15 protein-coding genes are annotated in these 16,277 nt (G+C 65.5%); 6 read left to right on the forward strand and 9 right to left on the reverse strand.

Going from position 1 to position 16,277, the window contains the following annotated elements:
* Positions 1-2 precede the first annotated feature (2 nt).
* From cpaB to rsmI, 4 genes are all read right to left on the reverse strand, one after another.
* Positions 3-824: a Flp pilus assembly protein CpaB gene (gene cpaB / locus BM190_RS00515; RefSeq protein WP_092251363.1), complete on the reverse strand. Its 822-nt coding sequence runs from the start codon at positions 822-824 to the stop codon at positions 3-5.
* A 467-nt stretch (positions 825-1,291) separates the two neighbouring features.
* Positions 1,292-2,236 (reverse strand): glutathione synthase, encoded by a 945-nt coding sequence (gene gshB, locus BM190_RS00520; protein ID WP_092251365.1) that lies wholly within the window; start codon positions 2,234-2,236, stop codon positions 1,292-1,294.
* Between the two features lie 10 nt (positions 2,237-2,246).
* Complete coding sequence (locus BM190_RS00525) at positions 2,247-2,648, reverse strand: YraN family protein (RefSeq protein WP_092251366.1); 402 nt, start codon at positions 2,646-2,648, stop codon at positions 2,247-2,249.
* The gene (gene rsmI, locus BM190_RS00530; protein WP_092251369.1) at positions 2,635-3,585 is read right to left on the reverse strand and encodes a 16S rRNA (cytidine(1402)-2'-O)-methyltransferase; all 951 of its coding nucleotides are present in this window, start codon (positions 3,583-3,585) and stop codon (positions 2,635-2,637) included. Before rsmI ends, BM190_RS00525 begins: the two co-directional genes overlap by 14 nt.
* A gap of 339 nt (positions 3,586-3,924) precedes the next feature.
* On the opposite strand from rsmI, the gene BM190_RS00535 reads away from it, so the two are divergent.
* Positions 3,925-5,157, forward strand: a complete 1,233-nt coding sequence (locus tag BM190_RS00535; protein WP_177236836.1) for a penicillin-binding protein activator — start codon at positions 3,925-3,927, stop codon at positions 5,155-5,157.
* Positions 5,158-5,275: 118 nt separating this feature from the next.
* Here the strand turns inward: BM190_RS00535 and hemW are convergent, their stop codons facing one another.
* The 3 genes from hemW to rph are packed head-to-tail and all read right to left on the reverse strand — an operon-like array spanning position 5,276 to position 7,837.
* The gene (gene hemW / locus BM190_RS00540) at positions 5,276-6,460 is read right to left on the reverse strand and encodes a radical SAM family heme chaperone HemW (RefSeq protein ID WP_092251371.1); all 1,185 of its coding nucleotides are present in this window, start codon (positions 6,458-6,460) and stop codon (positions 5,276-5,278) included.
* A 16-nt stretch (positions 6,461-6,476) separates the two neighbouring features.
* On the reverse strand, positions 6,477-7,112 hold the full coding sequence (gene rdgB / locus BM190_RS00545) for an RdgB/HAM1 family non-canonical purine NTP pyrophosphatase (RefSeq protein ID WP_092251373.1): 636 nt from the start codon (positions 7,110-7,112) through the stop codon (positions 6,477-6,479).
* 11 nt (positions 7,113-7,123) lie between these two features.
* A complete protein-coding gene (gene rph / locus BM190_RS00550) occupies positions 7,124-7,837 on the reverse strand; it encodes a ribonuclease PH (protein WP_018323503.1) in 714 nt (237 codons plus the stop codon).
* Positions 7,838-8,019: 182 nt separating this feature from the next.
* Here rph and hrcA point away from each other — a divergent pair, with 182 nt between their 5' ends.
* Positions 8,020-9,108, forward strand: coding sequence for a heat-inducible transcriptional repressor HrcA (hrcA, locus tag BM190_RS00555; protein ID WP_018323502.1), 1,089 nt, complete (start codon positions 8,020-8,022; stop codon positions 9,106-9,108).
* A gap of 96 nt (positions 9,109-9,204) precedes the next feature.
* Complete coding sequence (gene grpE, locus BM190_RS00560; RefSeq protein WP_018323501.1) at positions 9,205-9,822, forward strand: nucleotide exchange factor GrpE; 618 nt, start codon at positions 9,205-9,207, stop codon at positions 9,820-9,822.
* A 148-nt stretch (positions 9,823-9,970) separates the two neighbouring features.
* Here grpE and pncA read toward each other — a convergent pair whose 3' ends face one another.
* Together pncA and BM190_RS00570 are read right to left on the reverse strand one after the other, a co-directional pair.
* A complete protein-coding gene (gene pncA, locus BM190_RS00565) occupies positions 9,971-10,693 on the reverse strand; it encodes a bifunctional nicotinamidase/pyrazinamidase (RefSeq protein WP_092251374.1) in 723 nt (240 codons plus the stop codon).
* A 263-nt stretch (positions 10,694-10,956) separates the two neighbouring features.
* Entirely contained in the window at positions 10,957-11,898 is a 942-nt protein-coding gene (locus BM190_RS00570) for a hypothetical protein (RefSeq protein ID WP_177236837.1), read from the reverse strand.
* A 393-nt stretch (positions 11,899-12,291) separates the two neighbouring features.
* Here BM190_RS00570 and dnaK point away from each other — a divergent pair, with 393 nt between their 5' ends.
* The 3 genes from dnaK (at position 12,292) to BM190_RS00590 (ending at position 16,251) form a co-directional block, all read left to right on the forward strand.
* Entirely contained in the window at positions 12,292-14,193 is a 1,902-nt protein-coding gene (dnaK, locus tag BM190_RS00575; protein WP_092251376.1) for a molecular chaperone DnaK, read from the forward strand.
* 245 nt (positions 14,194-14,438) lie between these two features.
* On the forward strand, positions 14,439-15,566 hold the full coding sequence (gene dnaJ / locus BM190_RS00585) for a molecular chaperone DnaJ (RefSeq protein WP_018323497.1): 1,128 nt from the start codon (positions 14,439-14,441) through the stop codon (positions 15,564-15,566).
* 85 nt (positions 15,567-15,651) lie between these two features.
* Positions 15,652-16,251 carry a class I SAM-dependent methyltransferase gene (locus BM190_RS00590; protein ID WP_092251377.1) on the forward strand — a complete coding sequence of 200 codons (600 nt, stop codon included), beginning with the start codon at positions 15,652-15,654 and terminating at the stop codon, positions 16,249-16,251.
* The last annotated feature ends 26 nt before the right edge of the window (positions 16,252-16,277 follow it).

A 16,277-nucleotide genomic window follows, 5' to 3' on the forward strand; every position in this document is an offset into this window, starting at 1 on the left:
CATCACTTCTGTGACGTCAATTGCCGTGCCTGCACCCCGTAACGGATTACGTTCACGCCGCCCGCACGCTTGATCCCCTGGTCCTCAGGCGTGCCGTCCACTGCGTTGGCATCGACGATGCTCCGCAGCGCGAGCTGGAGCGTGCCGCCCTGACGCGCGGCTGCGAGCACTGCGACCTGGTCGGGCCGGAGCTCAAGCGTGACGGTCTTGCCGACGACGGCGTTCTGGCCGTCCTTCTCCTTCGGCGCCTGGTCGATCGCGAGCACGCGGATATTGGTCAGGATGACCTCGGACAGGACGAGATCGTTGCCGCCGGTCGGACCGTTGTTGTTGGCGCCGTCGGGGTTCTTCAGGCGGCGGGTCAGGACGATGTCGACGCGGTCATTCGGAAGGATGAAGCCGCCAGCGGCGGTCTCGGCTGAGATCTCGGTGGAAACGGCGCGCATCCCGGCGGGCAGGATCGCGGCCATGAATCCGGAGCCGTCGGCCTTGACCAGCTTCTGCTCGCGGATCGGCTCACCCTGCATCAGCGGGACGCGGGCGATCGAGCCGGCGATCTGGGTTTGCGCCTCGGGCCTGCTGTCGCGGCGGATGAAGGCGCTGCTCGCGGTCGCTGCCGGCCAGGCCTGCCATTGCAGGTCCTCGGGCTTCACGGCCTGGCCGAGCCCGATGTCGGACTTGGCGACGAGGACCTCGACGGTCGGCAGCTTCTCGGCGGCGGGCAGAACGATTGCGGGCTTGTTGTCGAAGCCGCTCGCCAGATACGCCGCGACGCCGCCGGCGCCCAGCGCGATGACGAGAACGACAATGCGTGCGGTATTCATACGCTTTTACTCATACGCGGGGCACTCGAACCGCACCTGGCGTGTTCCCCCGCGTCGATGAGTAGGGAGTAAAAGTATAAGGGGTGTTGCGAGGCCGAATGCGATGGCCGGCCACGATGCTGGTTTTCGGCAGATGGTGAACGCGGCGTTATCCGGTCGGCCAGCGGCCCCGTAGATTCACGCAGTACGGAGCGTCCGTTCGAATGACATGCGCGGCGTCATGGTGAATGGGTGGTTAGTGGTGGGTGGGTGCGATCATGCCAATGGGATCGCAGCAGCGCTCCACAACATCGGTGTCGTCCCGGCGAACGCCGGAACCCATAACCCCAGGGAGCAGTTTGACGAAGATTGAGCGCCCGGTACCGCGACCAAGCTCCCCGGATAGATTCCGCAGTATGGGTCCCGGCGTTCGCCGGGACGACGTTGAGGAGAGTTCGCGCGCTCCCCAACGTCATCATTGCAGAGTGCTACTTCGCCCGCTTCTGCTCGATCACGTCCCACACCTTCGCCGCCACATCCGGCCCGCCAAGCCGCGCGATCGCGCGGATGCCGGTCGGCGAGGTCACGTTGATCTCGGTGAGATTGCCGTTGATGACGTCGATGCCGACGAACAGCAGGCCCTTCTCGCGCAGCGCCGGGCCGACGGTGGCGCAGATCTCGCGCTCGCGCGGGGTGAGCTCGGTCTCCTGCGCCGCGCCGCCGCGCACCATGTTGGAACGGAGGTCGTCGGTGGCCGGCACGCGGTTCACTGCGCCAGCGAACTCGCCGTTGACCAGGATGATGCGCTTGTCGCCGTGCTTCACCTCGGGGATGAATTGCTGGATCACCCAGGGCTCCCGGAACGTCACCGAGAACATGTCGAACAGCGAGCCGAAATTCATGTCCTGCGGCATCACGCGGAATACCGCCGCGCCGCCATGGCCGTGCAGCGGCTTCATGACGACGGCGCCGTGCTTGTCGCGGAACGCGTTGATCTCATCTAAGTCGCGCGAGATCAGGGTCGGCGGCATCAACTGCGGAAAATTCATTACGAACAGTTTTTCCGGCGCGTTGCGCACCGAGGCGGGATCGTTGACCACCAGCGTCTTCGGATGGATGCGCTCCAGAAGATGCGTCGAGGTGATGTAGGCGAGGTCGAACGGCGGGTCCTGGCGCAGCAGCACCACGTCGAAGCCGTTCAGCGCCTCGCGCCTGGGTTCGCCGAGCGTGAAATGGTCGCCGGACTCGTCGCGCACGGTCAGGAGCTGAACCGGCGCCACGATCTCCTCGCCGACCATCGAGAGCTTGTCGGGCGTATAATAGGACAGGCCGTGGCCGCGCTTCTGCGCCTCCAGAAGCAGCGCAAAGGTGGAATCGCCCTTGATGTTGATGCGGGCGATGGGGTCCATCTGGACGGCGACGTTCAGTTTCATGGTCTGCCTTTCAGGTCGAGGCGTCGAATGCCGCCAACACATGGCGCGGAAGTGAGCGCGGCGCAATCAGCATGGCGTCGAATCGCAATTCGAATTCGGCATGCTCGGGATGCGCCACGAGCCAGCCTTGCGCGGCGGCGATGATGCGCTGCTGCTGGCGCGGCGTCACGGCGAAGGCGGCGTCATCCAGCGTGGCCCGCGCCTTGACCTCGACGAAGGCGATCAGATTGCGGCGGCGTGCCACGATGTCGATCTCGCCATGCGGGGTGCGGTAGCGTTTGGCCAGGATGCGGTAACCCTTGGCCATCAGATAGGCCGCTGCGCGGCTCTCCGCGGAGATGCCGGTGTGAAACGCGGCGACGCGCTCGGGCGAGGCGACCTTCGGTTCCGCCGGGACCTCAGTCTTTGCCATCGCCGCCCCTTAAGTCTTTGGCAAGCTCGAGCGCGCGGGCATAGACTTCGCGGCGCGGCCGGCCCGAGAGCGCGACCGCATGCGCCACGGCGTCCTTGACGCTGTGCGCGGCAAGCTGTTCGCGCAGGAGATCGTCCAGCGCATCCGATGTCAGCATCTCGGCGTCGGCCGCTGGCGGAGCGATCACCAGCACGAACTCGCCGCGCGTCTCCAGCGTATCGGCCTCGCGCGCCAGCTGGCTCAACGGTGCGCGCGAAATCTCCTCGTGCAGCTTGGTCAGCTCGCGGCAGATCGCGGCCTCGCGCGCTCCCATGATCTCGGCGAGCTCTGCGAGCGTGTCCTGCACGCGGTTGCCGGACTCGAACATCACCAGCGTCGCATCGATGCGCGCGAGCTCGGTCAAGCGCGCCTTTCGCGCGGCTGACTTCGCCGGCAAAAAGCCTTCGAAAAAGAAGCGGTCGGTCGGCAGTGCCGCGACCGACAGCGCCGCCAGCACCGAGGACGGGCCGGGCAGGGCATACACCGCATGGCCGGCGGCGCAGACCTCGCGCACCAGCTTGAAGCCGGGATCGGAGATCAACGGCGTGCCGGCGTCGGAGACCAGTGCAATCGAGCCGCCCTGCCCCAGCGCCTCCAGGATTTTTGGACGCGCGGCTTCCGCATTGTGCTCGTGATATTGCTTGAGCTGCGCGGCGATGGCGTAGCGCTCGGTCAGGCGCCGGGTGATGCGGGTATCCTCGCAGGCGATGACATCGACGCCAGCGAGGGTCTGGAGCGCCCGCAGCGTGATGTCGCCGAGATTGCCGATCGGGGTTGCGACCAGATGGAGGCCCGGTGCCGCCTTCGGCGCCGCAAGCCGATGGGCATCGATGGAGAAACCGCGCGAGGCGGCGTCTTGAGCTTCAGGCGTATTTATCGGGGCCGGCTTTGCGCGCATAATGAAAGCAACTTAGGCACGATCCGCAGGGCTGGGAACCGGCTCGCCGAAAAAGATCGTGCCGAGGTGAGGGGCGAGGAACGGACGGGAATGTGATCGATCCAGGATCACGTCGAGGGGGAGTGAGGGCTCTCACGCCATATTCGCGACCGAAACGCCGCCTTGATGCTGAATGAGCGAGGGCAAACAGCTGCCGGGACAGCAAGGCGGCCGCGTTAAGCGGCTATTATCCTTTTGTTTCGGTTAACTATTTGCCGACAATATGCCTGAATCCGCGGCTTGTGTCGTGGAAAGAATGTCGTGACTGGCCGGCGCCGGCGGGTCAGAAGAGAAGCTGAAATGGTGGGCCCGCTTCATCCAAAATCTCCCGTTCCGGGGTCCCTGATGTCAGGGGCGACCCGCCGGAGCGCGCTCGGCCTGTTGCTCGGCACGCCCCTGCTGTCGGCCTGCGCCGGCGTGCAGCAGAGCCTGAGCCAGTTCTCCAACCCGTTCTCGAGCTCGACGCCGCCGGCTCAACCCGCAGGTCCCCCGCAACAGGCGACGACCGCCGGCACCGGCGGCGTGAAGGTCGCCGTGATCCTGCCGCTCTCGGCCGCCGGCAATGCCGGCTTGGCCGCACAATCCATGCGCAACGCCGCCGAGATGGCGCTGGCCGAGTTCCAGAACCCGAACATCCAGCTGCTGATCAAGGACGACAATGGCAGCCCGCAGGGCGCGCAGGCGTCCGCGCAGCAGGCCGTCGACGAAGGCGCCGAGATCATTCTGGGACCGCTGTTCGCGCAATCGGTGCCGGCGGTGGCGCAGGTCGCGCGCACGCGCGGCATCTCGGTGATCGCGTTCTCGACCGATTCCAGCATCGCCGGCCGCGGCGTCTATCTGCTCTCCTTCCTGCCAGAGTCCGACGTCAATCGCATCGTCGAATATTCCGCCAGCATCGGAAAGCGTTCCGTCGCCGTGCTGGTGCCCGACAATGCCTATGGCAATGTCGTCGAGGCCGCGGTGAAGGCGGCCGTGCCGCGCCGGGGCGGGCGCATCGTCGCCTTCGAGAAATACGGCGCCGATCGCGCCACACCGGCGCGCACCGTGGCGCAGCAGCTCGGCAGCGCGGATGCGTTGTTCATTGCCGATGACGGCGATGCCGTGGTGACGGTCGCAGATGCGATGACCGCGGCGGGCGCGAACTTACGCAACATCCAGCTGCTCGGCACCGGCCTGTGGGACAATCCGCGGGTCTATGCGAATGCGAACCTGCAAGGCGGCCTCTATGCCGCGCCCGACCCGGCCGGCTTCCGCGCCTTCTCCGGTCGCTACCGCACCAAATACGGCGCGGAGCCGATTCGCACCGCAACGCTGGCCTATGACGCGGTCGCTCTGGTCGCCGCGCTGGCGCGGACGCAAGGCACCACGCGCTTCTCGCCCGACGTGCTGACCAATCCGTCCGGCTTCGCCGGCATCGACGGCCTGTTTCGTTTCCGCGCGGATGGCACCAATGAGCGCGGGCTTGCGGTGATGAAAGTGACGAACGGCGGCGGCGTTGCGGTCGCGGGCTCGCCGAAGAGTTTTGGGGCGTAGCTCAGGACGACGGTGCCGTAGGGTGCGCAAAGCGAAGCGTGCCCACGAACTTCATGCGAATTGCTGAGAGAAGGTGGGCACGGCGCAAGTGCGCCTTTGCCCGCCCTACGGCATCTCGCTACGCCGCGAGATCCGCGACCACCGCATCCAGCACCGGAAAACCGCTGCTGGTCACGCGCAGCCGGCCCGTCGCATCCACCGTGATCGCGCCTTCCTCGCGCAGGAGCGCGATGCGCTTCGGATCGAGCGGGCGACCGGAGAGGGCTTTGTAGCGCTCGGGGTCGATGCCTTCGGCGAGACGCAATCCCATCAGCAGGAATTCGTCGGCGCGCTCTTCGCTGTTGAGGAGATCGTCGGTGACGACACCATGGCCGTTGGTCTCGACCCGCATCAGCCAGGCCTCGGGACGCTTCTCGGTGGCGGTCGCATGCCTGACGCCGTCGATGTCGAGCCGGCCATGCGCGCCGGGGCCGATGCCGGCATATTCCTCACCGCGCCAGTAGACCAGATTGTGCCGGCACTCGGCGCCGCGCCGCGCGTGATTGGAGATCTCGTAGGCGGGCAGGCCGAGCTTGTCGCAGGTCTCCTGCGTGACGTCGTAGAGCGCGCGCGAGACCGCTTCGTCCGGCGTCTTCAATTTGCCGGCCTGGTGCAGGCCGAAGAACGGCGTGCCCTCCTCGATCGTCAATTGATAGAGCGACAGATGCTCGGCCGCTTCGTCGATAGCGAGACGCAGTTCATCGGCCCACATCGCCGGCGTCTGGTCGGGACGGGCGTAGATCAGATCGAACGAATAGCGATCGAACGAGCGGCGCGCGATCGCGACCGCATCGAGCGCCTCGCGCGCGCTGTGCAGGCGGCCCAGAGCTTTCAGCGAGGCATCATCGAGCGCTTGTACGCCGAGCGAAACGCGGTTTACGCCGGCGGTGCGATAGCCGGCAAAGCGCGTGGCTTCGACGCTGGTCGGATTCGCCTCCAGCGTCACCTCGACATCGCCGGCGACGGTCCAGTGCTTGCCGATCGCGTCGAGCACCGCGCCGACGGTTGCGGGCTGCATCAGCGAGGGCGTGCCGCCGCCGAGAAAGATCGAGGTGACTTCACGGCCGGGCGAGCGCTCGGCGGTGGCCGCGATCTCCTGCGCGAAGGCGGATGCGAAGCGCGCCTCGTCGATCGCGGCGTGACGGACATGGCTGTTGAAGTCGCAATAGGGACACTTCGACAGGCAGAACGGCCAGTGCACGTAGACGCCGAAGGCTGCGGATTCTTGTTTTGACGCGTTTTCCTGGCGCGAACCGGTATCCACTTCGCTCGAAAACGCTCTATCGCGGCTCAAGGCAGATCTCCGCCAGTTTCACGAAGGCGCGGGCGCGATGCGACAGGCCGAGGCCAAGCGGCGGCAGGCCGTGCTTCTCGATGCTCTCCATCTCGCCGAAGGTGCGATCATATCCGTCAGGCAGGAACATCGGATCGTAACCAAAACCGGCGGTGCCGCGCGGCGGCCAGACCAGCGTGCCGTCGACGCGCGCCTCGACCTCATCGAGATGATCGTCGGGCCAGGCGACGCAGAGCGCGGAGACGAAATGCGCCTTGCGCTTCTCCGGGCTCGTCGCGCCACGCTCCTGCAGCAGGCGTTCGATCTGTGCCATCGCCGCGTTGAAGTCTTTGCCTGGGCCGGCCCAGCGCGCGCTGTAGATGCCGGGCGCACCATCCAGTGCGTCGACCACGATGCCGGAATCGTCGGCAAAGGCGGGAAGCCTGGTCGCCTGCGCCGCCGCGATCGCCTTGATCGCGGCATTGCTGCGGAAATCGTTGCCGGTCTCGTCCGGTTCGGCGAGGCCGAGCTCACCGGCCGACACCGCCTCGATGCCGTACGGCGCGAGCAGCTCCTTCATCTCGGCCAGCTTGCCGGGATTATGGGTGGCGATGACGAGCTTTCCGGTGATTCGGCGGTGCATGGGCCTATTGACTACGCCACAGCCAGTTTCTGCAAGTCCACGAGACGCGCGATGCCTTTTTGCGCCAAGGCGATCAGCTTCAGGAACTCGTCCTGCGTAAAAGGCTCGCGTTCCGCGGTGCCCTGCACCTCGATGATGCGGCCATCGCCGGTCATGACGAAATTGGCGTCGGTCTGGGCTTCCGAATCCTCGGCGTAGTCGAGATCGAGCACCGGCGTGCCGTTGTAGATGCCGCAGGAGATCGCGGCGACGTTGTCGCGCATCACGTTGGCCTTGATCATGTTGCGCGCCTTCATCCAGTTGATGCAATCGGCGAGCGCGACCCAGGCACCGGTGATCGAGGCCGTGCGCGTGCCGCCGTCGGCCTGGAGCACGTCGCAATCGACCGTGATCTGGCGCTCGCCGAGCGCTTCGAGATCGACGATGGTGCGAAGCGAGCGGCCGATCAGGCGCTGGATCTCGACGGTGCGGCCGCTCTGCTTGCCGGCGGAAGCCTCGCGGCGGGTGCGCTCGGAGGTCGCGCGCGGCAGCATGCCGTATTCGGCGGTGACCCAGCCGCGGCCCTGGCCCTTCAGCCACGGCGGCAGGCGATCTTCCAGCGTGGCGGTGACCAGCACATGGGTGTCGCCGAACTTCACCAGGCAGGAGCCTTCCGCATATTTGACCACGCCGCGCTCCAGCGTCACGGGGCGCAATTCGTCGGGCGCACGGCGGCTTGGCCGCATGGGAAATCCTCCAAAACTCGTCGGTATAGGGCTGTTCGCGGTGCTTGTAGGTGGGGTGAGGGTATGCGGCAAGGGGAAAGGACAAGGCTTTTTCACCCTCGGTTTTCCACCCTGCAAACGCGACGCTTGTCAGAACCCTCCTGGATGGACAAATTATGAGCATCTGAGAGGAGTTACCGTCTGTGGCCCATCACGATCCGATCCATCTGATCGCGCCGCGCGCAGGCCTCGCCCAGCTCAACGAGCGTTCTCGCGACATCTTTCGTCAAATTGTCGAAAGTTATCTCGCGACCGGTGAGCCCGTGGGCTCGCGCAATATCTCGCGCCTTATCGCCATGCCGCTGTCGCCGGCCTCGGTCCGCAACGTCATGGCCGATCTGGAACAGCTCGGTCTGATCTACGCCCCGCACACCTCCGCCGGCCGGCTGCCGACGGAACTCGGCCTGCGTTTCTTTGTCGATGCCCTGATGCAGGTCGGCGACCTCAACGAGGCCGAGCGGCAGTCGATCCAGAGCCAGCTCACCTCCGTCGGCCAGGCCCAATCGGTCGAGGCAGCGCTGGACCAGGCGCTGACGCGTCTGTCCGGCCTCACGCGGGCCGCCGCGGTGGTGCTGACGCCGAAATCCAATGCGCGGCTGAAGCACATCGAATTCGTCCGGCTGGAACCCGAGAGGGCGCTGGTGATCCTGGTCGGTGAGGACGGCCAGGTCGAAAACCGCGTGCTGTCGCTACCCCCCGGAGTTCCCTCCTCGGCAATCACCGAAGCCGGCAATTTCCTCAATGCGCGCATCCGTGGCCGCACTCTGGCCGAGGCGCGGCTCGAGCTCGAGACGGCACTTGGACAGGCCCGCGCCGAGCTCGATCAGCTTGCACAGAAGGTGATTTCCGCCGGCATCGCCAGCTGGTCCGGCGGCGAGAACGAGGATCGCCAGCTCATCGTCCGCGGCCACGCCAATCTGCTCGAAGACCTGCACGCGCTGGAGGATCTGGAACGGGTGCGCCTGCTGTTCGACGATCTCGAGACCAAGCGCGGCGTGATCGACCTGCTGGGACGCGCCGAGACCGCCGAGGGCGTGCGCATCTTCATCGGCAGCGAGAACAAGCTGTTTTCGCTGTCGGGATCCTCCACCATCATCTCACCGTATCGGGATGCCGCCGGCCATATCGTCGGCGTTCTGGGCGTGATCGGGCCGACACGGCTGAATTATGCCCGTGTGATCCCGACCGTGGACTACGCCGCCCGCATCGTCAGCCGCCTTTTGGGAGGCTGACCGGCGTTTCCGCCGATCACGGGCGCTTGATTTTCGGCGCTTTAGGCACGATATCCGGGCCAACAATCCCTGGAAACGAGTTCGAGATTAGAGCCGATGACCGAGCAAGACCGGCAACCCGAAGACACGACTGCAGCGACCGGCGAGCCCGTGGTGTCAAAACCCTACATCATGCCCGACGATCCCGAGCCCGGCTCGGTCGAGCTGTTGCAGAAGGAAGCCGCCGAGGCGCGCGACCGCATGTTGCGGACGCTGGCCGAGATGGAGAATCTGCGCAAGCGCACCACCAAGGAGGTCGCTGACGCCCGGCTCTACGGCATCACCGGCTTTGCCCGCGACGTGCTCGACATCGCGGACAATCTCCAGCGCGCGCTCGATGCCGTCCCGGCCGAGGCCCGTGCCGCGGCCGATCCCGGCCTGATCGCGCTGATCGAGGGCGTCGAGCTCACCGAGCGTTCGCTGCTCAACGCGCTGGAAAAGCACGGCGTCAAGAAGCTCGATCCGCAGGGCCAGAAGTTCGACCCGAACTTCCACCAGGCGATGTACGAAGTGCCCGATGCGTCGGTGCCGTCAGGCACCGTGGTGCAGATCATGCAGGCCGGCTACACCATCGGCGAGCGCGTGCTGCGCCCGGCCTTGGTCGGTGTCGCCAAGGGCGGCGCGAAGGCGGCGGCCGCGGCGAACAACAACGAGTCGAGCGGCGCGGCGAATTGAGTTTCAGACCCTCATGGTGAGGAGCCGCGCGTTTGCGCGGCGTCTCGAACCATGAAGGCCAAGATGTAACGGCGGGGCCTTCATCCTTCGAGACGCGCGCGAAGAAGCGCGCTCCTCAGGATGAGGGTCTGACAGTGTCGCGCGTGTCCTACGCGCTCACCGCGATGTCCGCAGACTGAATCCGCTTCACGCCGGCCTTGGCCATATCGGCCCAGGCTTTTGCCAGCGAGCCCTGATTGTCGATGCCGCGGCAGGCGTCTTCCACCACATAGACCTCGAAGCCAGCCTTGCGCGCGTCGAGCGCGGTCCAGGCGACGCAGAAATCCGTCGCGAGCCCTGCGACGAAGACGCGCTTGATCTTGCGCCCCTTGAGATAGCCGGCAAGTCCGGTCGAGGTCTTGCCGTCGGCTTCGAGGAAGGCCGAATAGCTGTCGACGTCCTTGTGAAAGCCCTTGCGGATGATCAGCTCGGCGTGCGGGATCGCAAGGTCCTTCGACAGCGAAGCGCCGTCGGTGCCCTGCACGCAATGGTCGGGCCACAGCACCTGCTTGCCGTAGGGAAGGTCGACGGTCTCGAACGGCTTCTTGCCGGAATGCACCGACGCAAACGAGATGTGGCCCGGCGTGTGCCAGTCCTGCGTCATCACCACGTTGGCAAACGCCTTCGAGATCTTGTTGATGACGGGCACCACCTGCTCGCCTTCCTTCACGGCGAGGCTGCCGCCCGGCAGGAAGCAGTTCTGCACGTCGATCACGAGCAGCGCGGAGGCATCGTCCGGCTTGATCGATGCCGCTGCAAAGAGCGCGTTGGGCGCGAGAGTCACCAGCGCCGTCGTTCCAAGCATTGCCAAGACTTGTCGCCGATCCAGCATCGTTCGCCTCCCTCCAGGATGATCCAACGGAGACGAAGCCTAGTTCCGTTCGTATACGAACAGAAGCCCGAAAATGCGGCCGGTAGTGGCGAGGGGGGCTCTTGCCGCGTGCTCGGTGCAACCTCTCCCGCTTGCGGGGGAGGTCGCGCGAAGGGCCGGGTGGGGGCTCTCTCCACATCGGGAGTGCCCCTATGCGGAAGCACCCTCTCCCCAACCCTCCCCCGCAAGCGGGGGAGGGAGCGCATTTCGTTCGGAGATGTAGCCTAGCCCTTCGGCTGAATCCCGTCGCGCACGGCGCGGAAGCGGGTGAAGGCGGCCAGCCACTGGTCGCGCGGCGCGCTGGCGATGATGCGCAGCGAGGCGCCGCCGCTCGAGAAGCGGATCCACTGCACCACGGTCACCGGGACCTTGTCCTTGCCGCTGACGCCGTCGATCCGGGTCTCGAAGCCCTGCTGGCCGTTGATGCGGATCGGCTCGGACATGGTGACGCGCGATTCACGCACGCCGGGGATCTGCAGCGCCGCCTCCTGGGCGAAGCGGGCGCGGTCGTCGGCGGCTTGCGGCGTGGCGCCGATCAGACCGAGGATCATGAATGGCTTCGACTCATAGCCTGCGCTCTCATTGCCGTCGGCGAGGATGATGCTGCTGCCCGGCGCGAGGGTCCGGATGTCCTTGAATTCGGCGAGATCGGTGATCCTGAACGGCATCAGCGCGATCTGCTCCTCGACCGAGACCTGCTTGCGGGTGACGGTGCTGGCGAACATCTGCCGCACCGCCTCATCCGTGTAGATCTTGGTCGCATTCTCCGGGACCTGCACCGCGACATAGCCGGAGAAGCCGGCGCCCGGCACGATCATCGAATAGCGCTTCACCGGGGTGTCGCCGGCCTTGCCGCTTTCGGTGGTGAAATAGGCGAGGCCCGCCGGCGTCTCGATCTTGTCCTGCTTGACGCCGCCGGCGCCGGCCGGATTGGAATTGAAGGCGCTCACGACCTCGCCATAGGCCGCCGGCGGCAGCTCGGTGATCAACACCTTGACGCTGCCGTCCTCGCTCTCGAAGCCCGGAAAGGTTTTTGCCGTGCTGAGACCGACCAGCGGCACCATGCCGAGGCGCAAGCCGGGCGGAAACACGGCATCGGCGGCGAGGGCCGGAAACGCGGAGGCGATCAGGAGGGCGAGCGCGGCGAGGGGGCGGTTCAGCTTCATGGGCACTCTGATTGGTTCACATTGAGGCCGTTCGATGGTCGGCCACCGGGCCGCATTGTCGCGCGAAGCAGCTGTGGCGGCTGACCGGCCGGTCCGCCTTTTACCGGGTTTGGGCGTGCGGCAACAGGGCGGGCGGACTTGCGGTAGCGGGGGCTTGCTGAAGCCTGAACCTGTTAATAATTCCTCACCCGCAAGGGCGGTTGAGCCCGGATATCATCGTCCAAAACCCAATGTTTTCACGGCAGAAACGTAGCTTCGGTCCTTGCGGGCCCCTCCCCCCCTCCTATATGAGCCTCAATCATCGCAATATCGCGGATGTTTGATCTTAGGGGGTTTCGGTCGGGTGCCTTCTGGGCCCAGCCAACCTGCCGCAAAAACAAGGATATCAGGACCATGGGAAAGGTCATTGGGATCGACCTCGGCACCACGAACTCGTGCGTCGCCGTGATGGATGGCAAGAACGCCAAAGTCATCGAGAATTCCGAAGGCATGCGCACGACGCCTTCGATCGTCGCCGTGACGGACGACGGTGAGCGCCTCGTCGGCCAGCCGGCCAAGCGCCAGGCCGTCACCAATCCCGAGCGCACCTTCTTCGCAGTGAAGCGCCTCATCGGCCGCCGCTACGACGACCCGATGGTCGAGAAGGACAAGAAGCTCGTCCCCTACAAGATCGTGAAGGCTTCCAACGGCGACGCCTGGGTCGAGGCCGACGGCCAGACCTACTCGCCCTCGCAGGTCTCGGCGTTCATCTTGCAGAAGATGAAGGAGACCGCGGAAGCCCATCTCGGCCAGAAAGTCGATCAGGCCGTCATCACCGTTCCCGCCTACTTCAACGACGCCCAGCGCCAGGCGACCAAGGACGCCGGCAAGATCGCGGGCCTCGAAGTGCTGCGCATCATCAACGAGCCGACCGCGGCCGCGCTCGCCTATGGCCTCGACAAGACCAAGACCGGCACGATCGCCGTGTACGATCTCGGCGGCGGCACGTTCGATATTTCGATCCTCGAGATCGGCGACGGCGTGTTCGAGGTGAAGTCGACCAACGGCGACACCTTCCTCGGCGGCGAAGACTTCGACATGCGCCTGGTCGGCTATCTCGCCGACGAATTCCAGAAGGAGCAGGGCATCAACCTGCGCAACGACAAGCTCGCCTTGCAGCGCCTGAAGGAAGCCGCTGAAAAGGCCAAGATCGAGCTGTCCTCGACGACGCAGACCGAGATCAACCTGCCGTTTATCACCGCGGACCAGACCGGCCCGAAGCATCTGACGATGAAGCTCACCCGCGCCAAGTTCGAAGCGCTGGTCGACGACCTCGTCCAGAAGACCGTCGAGCCCTGCCGCAAGGCGCTGAAGGACGCCGGCGTCACCGCCGGTGAGATCGGCGAAGTGGTTCTGGTCGGCGGCATGTCGCGCATGCCGAAGGTCCAGGAAGTCGTGAAGCAGCTGTTCGGCAAGGAGCCGCACAAGGGCGTCAACCCGGACGAAGTCGTGGCGATCGGCGCTGCGATCCAGGCCGGCGTGCTCCAGGGCGACGTCAAGGACGTGCTGCTGCTCGACGTCACCCCGCTGTCGCTGGGCATCGAGACGCTGGGCGGTGTGTTCACCCGCATCATCGACCGCAACACCACGATCCCGACCAAGAAGAGCCAGGTGTTCTCGACCGCCGAGGACAACCAGAACGCGGTCACCATCCGCGTCTTCCAGGGCGAGCGTGAAATGGCGGCCGACAACAAGATGCTCGGCCAGTTCGACCTGATGGGCATTCCGCCGGCTCCGCGCGGCATGCCGCAGATCGAGGTGACCTTCGACATCGACGCCAACGGCATCGTCAACGTCTCGGCCAAGGACAAGGCCACCGGCAAGGAGCAGCAGATCCGCATCCAGGCCTCCGGCGGCCTGTCGGAAGCCGACATCGAGAAGATGGTCAAGGACGCCGAGGCCAATGCCGAGGCCGACAAGAAGCGCCGCGAGGCCGTCACCGCCAAGAACGAGGCGGATGGTCTGGTGCATTCGACCGAGAAGGCTTTGGCCGAGCACGGTTCGAAGGTCGGCGAGACCGAGCGCCGCGCCATCGAGGATGCCGTCGGCGACCTCAAGGAAGCGCTGAAGGGCGACGATGCCGAGGCGATCAAGGCCAAGACCCAGACGCTGGCCCAGGCTTCGATGAAGCTCGGCGAGGCCATGTACAAGCAGCAGGCCGAGGCCGACGCCAAGAAGGACGCGGCCAAGGACGACGTCGTCGACGCGGAATTCACCGAAGTCGACGACGACAAGAACAACAAGAAGTCCGCCTGAACCCCAAGAGGGTCATGATGCGGACGGCTTGGACCCCACACGCTCTACCGGCCTCCTCCTTCGCGGGGGAGGCCGCCGTGTCGGGACGGACGGGCGGGTCGCCCGTTACGATCGATCAATTCCCAGCCGTTATGCTGAACGCCGCCACGCCGCCCTCTGCCGCCAAGCAGAAGGCTGCCTATATCGTCGTGTGGCGACGTCGTTTCGCTCCGACTTGAATCGCGATTGGATAGACCGAGTCCCACATGTCCACGTCCACCAAGCGCTGCTATTACGAAACCCTCGAAGTCGAGCGCGATGCCGACGAATCCGTCTTGAAATCGTCGTTCCGCAAGCTGGCGATGAAGTTCCATCCGGACCGCAATCCCGGGGACGACACCAGCGAAGTCAAGTTCAAGGAAATCAACGAGGCCTACGAGGTCCTCAAGGACAAGGACAAGCGCGCCGCCTATGACCGTTACGGCCATGCCGCCTTCGAGCAGGGCGGCGGCGGCGCCGGCTTCGGTGCGGGCTTTGCCTCTTCCTTCTCCGACATTTTCGAAGATCTGTTCGGCATGGCCGGGCAGCGCGGCCGCGGCGGCCGCGAGCGCGGCGCCGACTTGCGCTACAATATGGAAATCACGCTCGAGGAAGCCTTCGGCGGCAAGACCGCGCAGATCGAGATTCCGGTCTCGGTCACCTGCGAGGCCTGCTCGGGCATCGGCGCCAAGGCGGGAACCAAGCCGAAGACCTGTTCGAGCTGCGGCGGCGCCGGCCGCGTGCGGCAGTCGCAGGGCTTCTTCACGCTGGAGCGCACCTGTCCGGGCTGCCAGGGCCGCGGCCAGATGATCGAGGATGCCTGCCCGTCCTGCTCGGGCCAAGGCCGCGTGACCCGCGAGCGGAATCTTTCGGTCAACATTCCCCCGGGTGTCGAGGACGGCACAAGGATCAGGCTCGCCGGCGAGGGCGAGGCCGGGGTTCGCGGTGGTCCGCCCGGCGACCTCTATATCTTCCTGTCGCTGGCCCAGCACCAGTTCTTCCAGCGCGATGGCGCCGATCTGCATTGCCGTGTGCCGATCTCGATGGTGACGGCCGCGCTCGGCGGCGAATTCGAGGTGCCGACCATCGAGAAGAGCAAGGCCAAGGTGAAGGTGCCGGCCGGGACCCAGTCGAACCGCCGGTTCCGCATTGCATCAAAAGGCATGCCGGTGCTGCGGTCGCGCCAGATGGGCGACATGTATGTTCAGGTCGTGGTCGAGACCCCGCAGAACCTCACCAAGAAGCAGCAGGAATTGCTGGCTGAGTTCGAAAAGCTGTCCTCCGGCAACACCCAACCGGAATCCGAGGGCTTCTTCGCCAAGGTCAAGGATTTCTTCGGTAATCGGGCGAGTTGACCCGGCTTGACCATACCGCTTTCGGCCTATACGTCTTTATGACCATTTTCTGACACGCGGTCCCGCGGTCCCGTCCGGTCCTGACATGCCATTGCCATCGTCCGCGCGTGCGTTGAAGAAGCCTCGTCTCGATGACGAGGTGCGCTTCCTCAGATCATGGATCGAAAAGCCCCTGCACATGGGCGCCGTGATGCCGTCGGGCAAGCTGCTGGCCCGGACCATGGCCCATTATGTCGATGTCGATTCAGACGCGCCCGTGGTCGAGCTCGGGCCTGGCACCGGCGCCATCACCTCAGCCCTGATCGAACGCGGCGTCGACCAGAAACGTCTCGTCCTCGTCGAATACAATCCCGGCTTCTGCGCGCTGCTGCGCGACCGCTATCCGCACGCCAAGGTTGTGCAGGGCGACGCCTATCGCCTGCGTGACACGCTCTGGAACGTCCTGAGCGCGCCGGCCTCCGCGGTCGTCTCCGGCCTGCCGCTCGTGACAAAACCGATGCTGACGCGGCTGCGGCTGATCCGCGACGCCTTCACGGCGCTCGCGCCGGGCGCGCCCTTCGTCCAGTTCACCTATGCGGTGGTACCGCCGATCCCGAAATCGCTGCCCGGCGTGTCCACAGAGGCGTCGGAACGGATCTGGATGAACCTTCCGCCGGCCCGCGTCTGGGTGTATCGCAAGGACTAATTCCGCCGGCTTGGTTCTTTGCGCGG

The sequence above is a fragment of the Bradyrhizobium sp. Rc3b genome (assembly GCF_900114915.1).
Taxonomy (GTDB): domain Bacteria; phylum Pseudomonadota; class Alphaproteobacteria; order Rhizobiales; family Xanthobacteraceae; genus Bradyrhizobium.

Bases quoted from the DNA above. Each gene is read 5' to 3' on its own strand.
- cpaB (WP_092251363.1), bottom strand. From the start codon at position 824: ATGAATACCGCACGCATTGTCGTTCTCGTCATCGCGCTGGGCGCCGGC.
- gshB (WP_092251365.1), bottom strand. From the start codon at position 2,236: ATGAAACTGAACGTCGCCGTCCAGATGGACCCCATCGCCCGCATCAAC.
- BM190_RS00525 (WP_092251366.1), bottom strand. From the start codon at position 2,648: ATGGCAAAGACTGAGGTCCCGGCGGAACCGAAGGTCGCCTCGCCCGAG.
- rsmI (WP_092251369.1), bottom strand. From the start codon at position 3,585: ATGCGCGCAAAGCCGGCCCCGATAAATACGCCTGAAGCTCAAGACGCC.
- BM190_RS00535 (WP_177236836.1), top strand. From the start codon at position 3,925: ATGGTGGGCCCGCTTCATCCAAAATCTCCCGTTCCGGGGTCCCTGATG.
- rdgB (WP_092251373.1), bottom strand. From the start codon at position 7,112: ATGCACCGCCGAATCACCGGAAAGCTCGTCATCGCCACCCATAATCCC.
- rph (WP_018323503.1), bottom strand. From the start codon at position 7,837: ATGCGGCCAAGCCGCCGTGCGCCCGACGAATTGCGCCCCGTGACGCTG.
- grpE (WP_018323501.1), top strand. From the start codon at position 9,205: ATGACCGAGCAAGACCGGCAACCCGAAGACACGACTGCAGCGACCGGC.
- pncA (WP_092251374.1), bottom strand. From the start codon at position 10,693: ATGCTGGATCGGCGACAAGTCTTGGCAATGCTTGGAACGACGGCGCTG.
- BM190_RS00570 (WP_177236837.1), bottom strand. From the start codon at position 11,898: ATGAAGCTGAACCGCCCCCTCGCCGCGCTCGCCCTCCTGATCGCCTCC.
- dnaK (WP_092251376.1), top strand. From the start codon at position 12,292: ATGGGAAAGGTCATTGGGATCGACCTCGGCACCACGAACTCGTGCGTC.
- dnaJ (WP_018323497.1), top strand. From the start codon at position 14,439: ATGTCCACGTCCACCAAGCGCTGCTATTACGAAACCCTCGAAGTCGAG.
- BM190_RS00590 (WP_092251377.1), top strand. From the start codon at position 15,652: ATGCCATTGCCATCGTCCGCGCGTGCGTTGAAGAAGCCTCGTCTCGAT.